At 68.9% G+C, this 12,623-nt stretch carries 8 protein-coding genes; 2 read left to right on the top strand and 6 right to left on the bottom strand.

Features of this window, described 5'->3' with window-relative positions; genetic code table 11:
* The 6 genes from AC3ET4_RS25915 to AC3ET4_RS25890 form a co-directional block, all read right to left on the bottom strand.
* A partial coding sequence (locus AC3ET4_RS25915; RefSeq protein WP_431953465.1) for a DUF1156 domain-containing protein occupies positions 1 to 638 on the bottom strand: 638 nt, incomplete at its 3' end.
* Entirely contained in the window at positions 635 to 4,150 is a 3,516-nt protein-coding gene (locus tag AC3ET4_RS25910; protein WP_431953463.1) for a helicase-related protein, read from the bottom strand. The genes AC3ET4_RS25915 and AC3ET4_RS25910, both read right to left, overlap by 4 nt.
* 244 nt (positions 4,151 to 4,394) lie before the next feature.
* Complete coding sequence (haaN, locus tag AC3ET4_RS25905; RefSeq protein WP_431953469.1) at positions 4,395 to 4,868, bottom strand: cyclophane-containing RiPP N-acetyltransferase HaaN; 474 nt, start codon at positions 4,866 to 4,868, stop codon at positions 4,395 to 4,397.
* A gap of 61 nt (positions 4,869 to 4,929) precedes the next feature.
* Positions 4,930 to 6,075, bottom strand: a complete 1,146-nt coding sequence (locus tag AC3ET4_RS25900) for an FxsB family cyclophane-forming radical SAM/SPASM peptide maturase (RefSeq protein ID WP_431953461.1) — start codon at positions 6,073 to 6,075, stop codon at positions 4,930 to 4,932.
* A gap of 315 nt (positions 6,076 to 6,390) precedes the next feature.
* Complete coding sequence (gene haaT, locus AC3ET4_RS25895; RefSeq protein WP_431953459.1) at positions 6,391 to 9,126, bottom strand: cyclophane-containing RiPP biosynthesis TPR protein HaaT; 2,736 nt, start codon at positions 9,124 to 9,126, stop codon at positions 6,391 to 6,393.
* 217 nt (positions 9,127 to 9,343) lie between these two features.
* A complete protein-coding gene (locus tag AC3ET4_RS25890) occupies positions 9,344 to 9,832 on the bottom strand; it encodes an ATP-binding protein (RefSeq protein WP_431953457.1) in 489 nt (162 codons plus the stop codon).
* A 302-nt stretch (positions 9,833 to 10,134) separates the two neighbouring features.
* Here AC3ET4_RS25890 and AC3ET4_RS25885 point away from each other — a divergent pair, with 302 nt between their 5' ends.
* On the top strand, positions 10,135 to 11,421 hold the full coding sequence (locus AC3ET4_RS25885; protein WP_431953455.1) for an NsdA family TPR-like regulatory protein: 1,287 nt from the start codon (positions 10,135 to 10,137) through the stop codon (positions 11,419 to 11,421).
* 32 nt (positions 11,422 to 11,453) lie between these two features.
* Entirely contained in the window at positions 11,454 to 12,353 is a 900-nt protein-coding gene (locus tag AC3ET4_RS25880) for a phosphotransferase (RefSeq protein WP_431953453.1), read from the top strand.
* Positions 12,354 to 12,623: the final 270 nt, after the last annotated feature.

The following is a 12,623-nucleotide window of genomic DNA, read 5'->3' as shown; positions in this document are numbered from 1 at the left end:
ATGCGGGCGTACGCCTGCTCCCGCATCCACTTGCCGTACTGCCTCACGTCCTCGGCGAGTCCGCTCGCCCCGCGCCAACTACCTTCGTGGCGCAGTTCCGCCGTCGGTGAGACCGGCCTGCGCCCGGCCCACTTCGGTGGGATTTCGATCAACGCTTTGTTGATGACTACCGGGACGGGGTTCAGATCGCTGGCATGAGCCTCAAGACCCAGTCGGTGTGCCTCCAGCGGGATCGTTCCGCCACCCGCGAAGGGATCGAGCACGGGCGGAAGAGGGCCGTCGCCATGCGACTCCGCGATCTTCTCGCGGACCTTGCGCATGATCCGCTCGTCGCGAGTGGCCTCCCAGGGAACCATCTCCCTGATGAGCTGGAACAGCCGAGTACGTTCGGCCTTCTGCTCCTCCTCCCCGGGATAGAGGTCCGGCCGCGAGGAAGGGTCGTCGACGAGCTGTGCGAAGAGCATCGCGCGGGCCGCGGCAAGAGGTCGACGGGCCCACCACAGGTGGAGGGTGGACGGGTGGCCGTGGCGGATGGACTTCTCCCGGGCGGACTCCCGGTTGATCTCCTCCAGCGGAAGGGATACCTCGATGAGCTTGGTGCGGCGCTCCGGGGCCGTCTCGTCGGTTGCACCGCTCACTGCGGGGTTCCTCCCTTGTTCCAGGCGTCCTGCCAGGACAGCAGGAGACCCTCGGTCTTCAGGTCGCCGAAATCGGTCTCGGCGAAGGCGTTGATCAGGTATCTGATCTCGTCGTGTTCTGGGCCGTGCGGGCTCACGGAGACCAGGGCAAGACGGTGGTGTTCGCCCCGGTTCTTGGCAACAAGCACCTCATTGCGGCTGATGTAAAAGTGTTCCGCGCCCTCCCGGCGGCCCTTGACCTCGATGTGCACGAGGTGACCATCAAGACTAAGCGATCGGATGTCGTAGCCGGGATTGTTGTGTGCCATCTCCTCGGGGACGCGGCCCAGGCTGCGTTCCGCGCCGAGGACAGCGGCGACGGCTCGACGGTCGGTGTCGTAACCGTCCGCGGCGTGCAGGGCGTCGAGCACAGCCTTCTCGGCCGCGGTCTGGGCGGGGCCCACGTGGCGGACAAGCCAGCCCACGGGGATGACGAGGGCGCAGCCGGCGATGACGGGCGGTCGGGCCTGGAGGGCCCGGTCCTTATCGAGGGCGGCGAGACGCTGTTCGCGGCGCCGTTCCAGGTCTTCGGCCCAGGCACGGGCGGTCTCGGGGCGGTGGCGGATCTTCTTCCCCTCGGCCTGGTCGAGTTCGAGCTTTCCGGCGTGGGCGTACCAGAAGCTGATCTCCTGGCGAAGGCGCTGCTCGACCTGAGTTCGAGTGCGCTCGATGACCGGCAGGAGACGTTCCCTGGTCCGGTTCAGATGCTGGGGTACGGCTTCGCGGACGGCCCAGTCCAGGGCGCGGGCGGGACCGCCGTCGCGCAGCCAGTCCTCCTTGAGGAGTGCCTCGGCTGCTTCGGCCTCGCGGGGGGTGGGCGGGCGGTAGTCGAGATAGGGGGCGGGGCCAGCGTCGTGGGCCGTACCATCAGGGTGAAGTTCCACGAATGCGAAGGAGCGGTCGACCGAGCGGCGGTGCCCGTCGATGACCTCCTGGACCAGTGCGGTCAGCAGCCGGGGGCGGGTGCCGGCATCTGAGGCGTCTACGAGGACAGTGCCCCGGGTGAGCAGATCGCCGTAGTGGTGGATCGTCTCTTCCAGTACGGCTTCGAAGAGCGGGTGCCCGGGAGCGATCAGGTCGGCGCGGGCCGCGCCAGGGACGGTGACGCGGTCTCGGTCGAAGCAGACCCGCTCGTAGCGGCGCTGCACGATCCCCCCAAGACCCCGACCGAAGCGGGCCGTGTCGCGCAGTACGGCTGGGATGTGGGTGATCTCGTACCGCCCGCTCTCCCGGGCCCGCAGGTGGCCGCCGAGGTGGTCGAAGGCTTCGCGGAAGAAGGCCCGAACGTAGTGCGGGTGCAGCCGCTTGGCCTGGGCCTCCTCCATGCGTAGTTGCACTTCCTGGACATCCTCCAGGCCCATGACGTGGGCATCGAGCGCCAGTCCCTTGATCAGCTCGACTGCTCGTTCACCGACCCGGGCATCGATGACCTGGTCCAATCGGCTCTTGACCTCGGGCTGGTCTCCGTATCGGATGGCCTGGAGAAGGAGGCCGCGCAGTGGTTCGCCCTCGAAGAGCTCCCCCAGGACGTTGTAGACCTTGCCTTCGTACGCCTTCGACTGCTGTTCGATCTTGTCGAGGAGCCGTTGGAAGACCTGGCCCTCGCGGGTGTCGGCGGCGACCAGGTTCCAAAGGTGGCAAACCTCGGTCTGACCGATACGGTGGATCCGCCCGAAACGCTGCTCGATGCGATTAGGGTTCCACGGCAGGTCGTAGTTGACCATGAGATGGGCACGCTGGAGGTTCAGGCCCTCACCTGCGGCGTCGGTGGCGACGAGGATGCGGACCTCGGGGTCCTGGTTGAAGGCGTCGCATATGTCACGGCGGTGGGGGCGCGGCGTGCCGCCGTGGATGGCGACGACCGCCTCGGGCTGGCCGAGCAGGTTCCTGATGCGGCGGGACAGGTAGTCGAGGGTGTCGCGGTGCTCGGTGAAGACGATCAGCTTGCGAGGCACGCCGTTCTCGTCCCGCAGCAGCGGATCATCTTGCAGGAGCCCCGATAGCTCCTGCCATTTGCGGTCGTCGCCGGAGGTCAGGACCCGCCCCGCGAGCCGCTCAAGCCCGCTCAGAGCTGCGATCTCCAGCTTCAACTCCTGCACCGTGCGGGCAGCGGTCGCGGCGTCGACGACCTGCTCCTCCAGTTCCTCCAGCTCGTCGCCAGTCAGGTCGTCCAGCTCATCGTCGGCCGGGACAGACGGGACGTGCGCGGTAGTACTGGCTGAGGGCAAAGGGTGGTCTGACAGCATCTCCTCGCACCGAGCTTCCAGCCGCAGCCGCCTGCGCTCCAAAGAACGGTGGATCGCCGCCGGGCTGGAGGCGAGGCGGCGCTGGAGGACGGTGAGCGCGAAACCGACCTGATTGCCACGCCGCCCGTCCAGGCGCTCCGCCCGGTTCATCTCTCGGCGTACATAATCCGTGACCTGCTCGTACAGTTCCTGTTCGGCAGGCGAGAGAACATAAGGAACGGTGTAGGCGCGGCGCTCGGGAAAGAGCTTGCGGCCGTCGAAGGTGAGCAGATCCTCCTTGATCGTGCGGCGCATCAGCCCGGAGACGTCGTGTCCGTGGATGCCCGCCCGGTACCGGCCGCTGAACCGGTCACTATCCAGCAGCGTCATGAACAGCTGGAAGTCCTCCTCTTTGCCCGCGTGCGGGGTGGCGGTCATCAGCAGCAGGTGCCGGGTGAGCCGACCAAGAAGGCGGCCCAACTCGTAGCGCTTGGTGGTCTTGAGCTCCATGCCGAAGTAGCTGGCGCTCATCCGATGCGCCTCGTCGACGACCACAAGGTCCCACCCGCTCTCCCCGAGTAGCCGCCTCAGGTCCTCGGAACGAGCCAGGGCGTCCATGCGCGCGATGAGCCGCGGATGCCGGTCGAAGACGTTGCCGTCGATCGTCGCGTCGGTCAGCTGCCGGGTAAGCAGGGTGAAATCAAGGCCGAACTTCTCCAGGAGCTCGTCCTGCCACTGCTCGACCAGCCCGCCCGGCACGACTACCAGACAGCGCTCCAGGTCCCCGCGAAGTGCCAGCTCCTTGATGTAGAGCCCGGCCATGATTGTCTTTCCGGCACCGGGGTCGTCGGCGAGGAGAAAACGCAGAGGGGTGCGAGGTAGCAGCTCATTGTAGACGGCCTGGATTTGGTGGGGCAGGGGGTCGAGGAGGCTGGTGGATACAGCAAGCATGCTGTCACCGCGCGCGGCCATCCGAATGCGTAGGGCTTCCGCTGAGAGTCGGAAGAGCCCGGGGTCGGCATCGAAGCCACTGGAGGCCGACATAATTCCGGGGGCCAGTTTGCCCTCATCATCCTGGTAAAGCATGCTTTCTTCGACTGTGCCGTCCGGGCGGCGATAGGTCACCTGCGCCGCTGCCTGGCCGAACATTTGCACCGCGATGACCGTGACGTCAGTGTCAGTGACGATGCCTGCTACGGCGCGCCCTGGTTCGAGATTTTCGAGGCGAAACCGGCCTTGCTCAGGCATCCGGGCCCTCCCCCTGGTCGCATCTGTGGTGGTGCGCATTCGTGGGGCTAATGATGCCGCACGGCGACTGGGCGGGGTGAATGGTGTCGGCTTTTGATGCCTCGGAGCAGGCCGTCAACGTTCCTGGAGGCTACCTCGACGGCCGCTTTGTCGCCGAGCACGGCGTTATGCCGTTTGTCAGTACCTGCGCGGGTCGGGCTCGGCACTGAATTTGCTGCTCTCCGGCGGTGGGTCAGCCTTGCTGTTACCCGGCGGCAGAGCCGGTCGCGGTGCGGTAGAGGATCTTGCCGTCGTACTCGTCGAAGCCGAGGGCTTTGTAGAAGGCGCGGGCAGCGGGGTTGGTGGTGTCAGTGGTCCACTCGATGCGGCTGCAACCGGGGTGTGCGGCGGCGATGGTGCGCAGTTCGTTCATGAGCTGCTGCCCGAGGCCGTGGCGGCGGTGGGCGTCGCGGACGTAGAGCTCTTTGAGGTAGAGGGAGTGGGTGGCGCCTGCGGCGGGCCAGAGGAAGGAGTAGGCGGCGAGGCCGGCGAGGGCGCCATCGTGGTCTTCGGCGATGAGGGCGTAGGCAAGGGGAGGGGTGCCGAAGAGGGCTTCCTCGACCTGGGTGAGGCGTTCATCGAGGGGCTGAATGTCGGTCGATCCGTAGAACTGCTCGATCTCTTCGATGAGCTGGGCCACCGCGGGGACATCGCGCTTCTCGGCGGGACGGATGGTCATCGTGGTCACGTAAAGCTCCTGGTGGTCCGGGTTTCGCTGTTCGGCGCTGGCCACAGTGTGGTCAGTTGTTCAGTGTCCAGCCATGCCGCTGGAGGGTCTGCTGCACATGCTGGATGAGGTACTCCAGGTCGGCGCAGTAGACGGAGGGGTTGCGGTAGCCGTGGGCGGTGCTGAAACGGTGGGGGAGGTAGCCGCCGCCGCACACGGGGACGAGCGGGCAGGTCTGGCATCGGTGGGCGAGGGCGAGGCGGCCGAGTCGGCGGTGGTCGAGCTCGGGGTGGTGCAGGGCCTGGTCGAGAGTGTGGCGGAAGACGTCGAGGCCGAGGTGGGAGGCGCCCTCGTGGACGGAGCGGAGGGTATCCACGCCTTCGATGGTGCCGTCGGATTCGATGACGATGCCGGCCGGGGGCGCGAGGCCGACGGTTTCGACGGAGTCGTGGATGCCGGCGCTGAGGGCGGCGATGTCCTCGAGGATGCGGACACTGTGGTGGTGTTCGGGGCGGGCGATCCAGGCGTCGTGGACGCGAGAAAGCCAGATGCCGTACTCGGGGACGCCGGGGTGACCGCGAGGTGGCGGGTGGTCGTGGGTGGCGTGGGGGAGGCCGAAGTCGATGACTGGTGGCTGGAACCCGGCAAGGTAATCGTGGACCTCGACGGGATCGTGGGCGAGGTCGACGACGGCGAGGATGCCGGCGAACAGGTGCGGCCGGGTGCGCAGCAGATCGATGCCGCGGACGGTGGAGGCGGCCGTGGAGCGCTTGGCGCGCGTGAGCCGATGGCGGTCGTTGACTGCCGGCGGGCCGTCGAGGCTGACGCCGACGGCGACACCGTAGGCATCGAACAGATCCAGCCAGGCGTCCGAGAGAAGAGTCGCGTTGGTCTGCAGCTCGAAGTGCGCCTCGACATCAGGCGGCAGGCCGTCGCGTACTGCGGCGAGTAGCCGGGCGGTGTGCCGGACGCCGGCCAGGAGCGGTTCACCGCCGTGGATGACGATGTGCACGGTCTTCAGCTGGTGAAAGGTCGCGTGTTCGGCGATGCGGCCGGCCGCGGCACGGGCGACATCAGTATGCATCCGCGCAGGTAGGCGCCGGGCGCTTTGGTCTGCGGAGTTGAAGACGTAGCAGTAGTCGCAGTCGATGTTGCAGCGGTTGACCGTCTTGAGGATGAAGGTGCGGAACGCAGGGGCGGAGTCCTCTGACGGCGTCATGGAGTCGGCGTGCTCAAAGGGGCCGGGGCCGGACGAGGGAAGCAGCGTGGGAGGCGTCGCCAGTGTGGCTGTTCGGATCGGCCTGCTGGGCCCGCAGACGCTGGCGGATGCGGGCGGCGACACGGTCCAGGACCGCATCTGCTGCCGGTGCGGGCGTCGGCAGGAGCAACGCTGCGGGGCCTGGCGACGGGGCGGCGGCAGTCGGCATGATGGTTCCCTCCTCGTGGCGTACGTCGATACGGCGGGCAGTCGATTCCGCAACGTAGCAAAGTGCTCGGACTGTGCGACAGGTCGGAACCGGTCGCCTCATCTGGTTCACCGCGCGGCGGCCAGGAGGCGCTGCACGTCGTCGGCTGCTGTGTGCAGGCCCAGCCGCTGGTAGATGTCGAGAGCCTCGTGTAGCGGGCCTGCGGTTCGGTCGGACGGGGCGCCGGTGGCTTGGTGGCTGCCGGCGATGCCCTCCAACGCCCGAGCCTCTTCCAGGGGGCAGTGCACGGTACGGGCAAGGGCCAGGGCCTGCTCGTGCTGCTCCTGGGCCGCCGCCGGGGCGCCGGACGCGCGCAGCAGGGCGCCGAGGTGGTTGAGTGCCTCGGCCTCTCCGCAGCGGTTGCCGAGAGCCCGCAGGATCGTCAGGCTTCGCTGTAGGTCCTCGGTGGCGCGGGCGCGTTCGCCCAGCCCGCAGTGGGCAGCACCGAGTTCGGTGAGGGTGGCGGCCTCTCCGGACCGGCTGCCGAGGCTGCGGTAGGCGCCGAGAGCTTCGGTGAGGAGCCTGACCGCCTCGGCGAGGTCGCCGCTCACGCGATGCAGGGCACCCAGGTGCCGGATGCTGTTGGCGCGGCCGTAGTGCTCGCCGAGGGCCGTGAAGTGCTCCAGAGCTTGCGTGTGCGCTGCGCGGGCAGCGTCGAAGTCACCGGTGATCTGTTGCACGGCCCCGGCCTCGTTGAGGGCGTAGGCCTGGTGGGCGCGGTCGTCGAGGTCCTCGTAGATGGCGAGGGCTTCACTGTGGCGCTCTCCGGCCAAGGCGTAGTCGCCGGTCTGGCAGTGCACGATGCCCAGGTCCCGCAAGGAGTTGGCCTCGCCGTAGCGGTCGCCGAGCTCGCGGTACAAGGCGAGGGCCTGGCTCTGGGCTTCCACTGAGTCGTCGAACCGGCTGGTCTGGCGGCGCACCATCCCCAGGTCGGCAAGGGCGTTGGCCTGTCCGAGCCGGTTGCCCAGAGCGCGGTAGAGGGCGAGGGCGTCGGTCTGGGCCTGGGCGGCGTCCTCGTTGTCGCCCGTGAGATACCAGACGATGCCGACCTGGTTCAATGCGTCCGCCTTGCCCTGCTGGTCGCCGACCTCGTCGAACAGGTCGATCGCCTCGCGCAGCGCCTGCACCGCCTCGGGGTAGGCCGCCATGAAACGCCGGATCGCCCCGAGCTCAGCGAGCGCACGGGCCTGGGCCAGGCGGTCGCCGATGTGTCGGGCCGCTTCGGCGGCGGTGTGGTGCAGGCCGGCTGCCTGGTCCCACGGTCCGGCTTGCCGTAAGAAGGGAGCCAGGGCCGCGGCAAGCCGCACGACGATCGGGTGCAGACCGAGCGAGCTCGCGCGCTGGATGCACGCCAGGATGTTGGGCCGCTCGCCCTCCAGCCACATCAGCGCTGCCGGGCGCGACTGCAGGCCAGGAGTCCGTCGGGGGTCGGCACCATCTGCCGTAGCAGGAGGCGTGTCTGCTCCGGCACGGACGATGCGCTCGTTGGCGCCGGCCAAGGCGGCCAGATAGTAGTCGCACACCTGCTCGACTGCTTGCTGCTCCATGACGCTGTCTCCTTCGCCGGCGACGCTGCGGGCGTAGTCGCGCAGCAAGTCGTGCAGGCGGTAGCGACTGCCGGGGTACTCCTCGATCAAATGCGCGTCGTACAGCGCGTCGAGCTGTCTGCGGGCGACATCCACCGAAACCGATCCGAGCGCCGCTGCCACGTAGGCATCGAGCTCGGCGCCCGGGAAGAGACCCAGACAGCGGAAGAAGCGCTGCAACTCGGCGGGGAGATCCCGGTACGACAGATCGAACGCTGCCCCCACCGCACGCTCTCCGGCCCGTAGCTCACCCAACCGGTTCCGTGCCTCCCGAAGCCGGACGAGCAGGTCCTGCGCCGTCCAGGACGGGTGATGCCGCAGCCGCGCCGCCAGCAGCGACACCCCGAGCGGCAGGAAGCCGCACAGCCCCGCCAACTCCTCCAGGACACCGCGCTCGAATGACTCCGCCGGTCGGCCGCTCAGCTGCATGAACAGGTCCACCGCATGCGCCGACGGCAAGGCCTCCACGCTCAGCACCACTTCCTCGCCCGCCGCCAAGCGCCGCCGACTCGTCACCAGCACAAGACATCCGTCGCTGCCCGGGAGCAAGGGCTCCAACTGCCGGTAACTCGCCGCATTGTCCAAGATCAGCAATGCCTTCTTGCCCGCCAGACGGCTGCGCCACATCGCCGCCCGCGCTTCGGTGACCGCCCCGGTATCCGTGCCGACGGGGATCTGCTGCGTCGGCACGCCGGCCGCCGCCAGCAGCGAGGCCAGGGCCTCGCTCGGCTGCACCGGTGTACGCCCGGTGGTGTGGCCGTTGAGGTTCACGAACAACTGACCGTCAGGAAACCGTTCGGACAGCAGATGCCCCGCACGCACGGCGAACGCTGTTTTCCCCACCCCCGGCATCCCGTCGACTACGTGCACGGGCAACGGGCCACCACTCTCCTGCGAAGCCCGCACCGAAAGTGTCAGCGCCTCCAGCTCCGCGGACCGGTCGGTGAACGTTACCGTATCCCGCGGCAGCGACCTCAGAACGAGCGCCGCTTCGGGCAGGTCCGACTCGCGGCCCGGTCCCTGAGCCACAGAGGCCTGCTGACCACTGGGGGCGCTTTGCTCGGAAGCCACGGCCAGGAGCGCGCTCAGGCCGACCAGCACGGCGCCCAGCAGAACGAACGACAACCAGGCATGGTCCTGGAACCACCCCAGCCACCCCGGCCAGCGGGACTGATCCGACACTGCGTTCGTCACCAGGCCCACCAGCAGTGTCGTCACCGCACCGCAACCGGCGAGGGCAGCCACCGCTGCACCGCGTCGAAGCCTCACCGGGTCGCCGTTCCCAGCGTCGCACAGGGCGAATGTCCAGGCCTGTCCGACGCGAACCCAACCGCTTCGACCACGAAGGCACCCCCCGAATACGGCGTCTCAGGGCCAAGACGACCAGAAGTCAGTGACCTTGGTCAAGACCGAGCGAGACGTGCCGAGCCCGGCATCAGGCGCTGGGCAGCGGGAAGCGCGCCCAGACGGATTTGCCGGACGCACCGTAGAGGGTGGTGCCCCACTCCGAGCACAGCGTCGCCACCAGGGCGAGCCCACGGCCGTTCTCGCTCTCGGGGCCGGTCGCCGTCCGAAGCACCGGTAGTTGCTTGCTGCCGTCGCGGACCTCGATGCGAAGGTGCGAGGCCAGCTCCAGCACGACGGTGATGGACGCCGAAACGGAGGCGTGCACCACCGCGTTCGCGGTCAGTTCGCTCACGGTCAGTGCTGCCGCATCGCAGAGGTCCGCGTCGATCCCCCAGTGGCCGAGCAGCCTGGTGATGGCGCGCCGCACCTCGGGCACCCGTTCCTCCGCCGGCAGGAATCCGAAGATCGCGACGCGGTCCGGACCGCCGCTGGAATGAGGCGCTGCGGGCAGGGGTGCCGTGTGGGGGCAATGGCGCGGGGCGTCTGCAGCCGGACTGCCGAAGTGCTGGGTCGTCATGCTGGCCCACCTTGGTGACAGGCGCCATCGCGCCAAATCGGACTCGGGATGTGTCGCATTCAGCAGGATTGGCGGCGTACCGCCCTGCGCCAACGTCCTCGCGTCACCGGTGACGCGGAACCGGTGAGCTGGTCACCGGTTCGCGTTGGACTTTCCGGTTCAGCGCCCGATCCGGGCCGCTCTTCCCCCGGCTGTTCCTACGGTGGTCGCCACGTCACCCGTGGTCACAGAGCAGGAGCAAGTGGGTGGGCCCGAAACGGCATGGACCGTCGTGCGCTGCGGCACTGCGCAGCACGGCCGCTGTGGCGCAGTGGCCGCAGGGCAGGCTGGTCGGGGAGATCGCAGCCTGCTGCGGCGTCAGCAGGCTGCGTGCACACCGTCTCGCCGCCGGTTGGACGCTCGTCGAGTCGGTCGAGGCCTTGCGGCGGATGTGTGAGCGCGAGCAGCTGGTTGCGCCCCGGCTGGACGTCGATCAACTGCGCGTCTGGGAGGCCACCCGGCGTCGCCCCGTCGCGTCGACCATCGACCTGCTCTGCCGCCTCTACCAGACCCATGCGGCGGATCTCGGCCTCGAAGCCACCGTCGACTACACACCCCGGGAATCCATCGCCCAGCGGTGGCGGAGCGGCGAGGGCGCTCTGGACGACGTACGCCGGCAAGTAGACCGCGCCCTGGCATCGGGAACGGTCACCGCCGCGCAACTCGACCTGCTGGAAGAGAGACTGCTCGAGCACCGCCGCCGATACGTCACCCGCCCACCCGAGGCGATGCTCCCCGACCTCGTCGACGACGTCCACGACGTACGCCTGCTCGCCGAGCAGCGGCAGCCGCCCTCCGTGCAGCGCCAGCTGTCGCGCATGCTGGCCTGGCTGGCCACTCTTATCGCGGACGCCCTCATGCGACTCGGCCACCTGCGCTCGGCCTCCGCCTGGTACGCGACCGCCCGCGCCGCCGCGGACGACTGCGCCGAGGCCGACGTGCAAGCCCGCGTCCGCGTACAGGCAGCGATGCTGCCCTACTACTACGGGCCGCTCGACGCCGCGATCCGCCTCACGCGCCAAGCCCAGGAGCTTCTGTCCGGCCGGCCCTGCGAAGCCGGCGCCTTCGCCGCCATCGCCCATGCCCGCGCCCTCGCTCGTCGTGGGGACGCCCCGGGCGCCGACACCGCCCTGCGTACAGCCCGCGAACACTACGACCGCGCCGAACACACACCCGTCGCCGACGCACTCACCTTCCCGGCCCGACGACTCCTCCTCTACACCAGTGGCACCCTCACCTACCTGGGCCGCACCCGCCAAGCCCGCCAAGCCCAGCAGCAGGCGCACGCCCTGTACCCGCCGCAGGGCGGAGGTATCGACCCGGCGCTGCTGCACCTGGAGGAGGCGATCTGCCTGGTGGCCGAACGCAGCCCAGCCGACGCCTGCCGGCTCGCAGCCGCCACCTACCTCGCCCTGCCTCCCGAGCAACGCACCCGGATCATCACCATCCGCACCCGCCACGTTCTGGACGCCCTCCCACCACGCCTGCGCCTGACCCGTCCGGCGCGAGAACTTGGCGAGATTCTGGCTCTCCCCCCTGCACGCACGTGACAGCACCCGCGTACCTCGGTCAGCCTGGCGGCATGGCTGCCACGCGCCCCGGAGGTTTCCATCCGTCAGAGCTGCGCGCCCTTCTTTTTCACGCTTGCCGTACGGCCGGTCTCGACGCCCGTGGCGCGGTGCTGCTGCGTGGACAGACCAACGCCGTCTTCCGGCTCGCCGTGGAGCCGGTGCTGGTGAAGATCGCCCGGTACGGCACCCCGATCGTGGATGTCCAGCACACCGTCGAGCTCGTCCGATGGCTGATGGCCACCGGATTTCCCACGGCCCCGCTGCACCCGGTGCCGCAGCAGCCCGTCGTCGTCCACGGGCACGCCGCCACCTTCTGGACCTACCTTCCGCAGCCCGGGACGGCGGTACCGGCCGAGGGGCTCGCCAAACCGCTCGGCACGCTCCATACCGCACCACCGCCCCCCGTTCCCCTGCGCCGCCTGGACGCCATCACCGCCATCCGCGCATCCCTCGCCCAGACCAGCGTGCTTCCGGCATCGGCCGTCGAGTTCCTGAACGCCCAGGCGGACCGCCTGGAAACGGAACTCGCACACGTGACCTACGAATTGCCCGAAGCGCTGCTCCACGGCGACCCTCAGCACGGCAACGCCTTGCACGCGCACGGCGGCCCAGTGCTCTGCGACTGGGACAGCGCTGTCATCGGCCCTCCTGAGTGGGACCTCGTGACCGTCGAAGTCCACTGCCGCCGCTTCGGGTACGGGACGGACCACTACCGGCGCTTCGCGGACACCTACGGCTGGGACGTCACCGCCTGGAGCGGATACCGGCTCCTGCGCGATCTGCGCGAGCTGCGCATGATCACCACCAACGCCCGCAAGGCGATCCATGCCCCGCAGAGCGTCGACGAAGTTCAGCGTCGCGTCGCCGCGCTCCAGAGGGCGGATACAGGGTCCCGCTGGAACATCCTCTGACGGGCACGCTCGAGGGCTGATCGTTTGCGTCGTCGGCTCGAAGCGGCGCAGCCAAGAGCCCCTCGATCACCGGTGCACGACAGCCATAAGTGCTTGAAAGAGCTGGTGAGAGCGGGCTTCCGCTCTTCCCGTGCCCACGGTGTCGTGGTCGCACCCGCACCGCGACCACAGGGAGGCCCTGCCGTGGCACCGACCCTCTTCACTGCCGCCTTGCTGCTGCCGTTCGTACCGACAGCCGGCCCGTTCACGCTCACCGCAGCCCGCGACTGC

Source organism: Actinacidiphila sp. bgisy167 (genome assembly GCF_057707665.1).
Note: the sequence above shows the minus strand (reverse complement) of the source record. Positions and strands in the feature narration are given on the sequence as shown.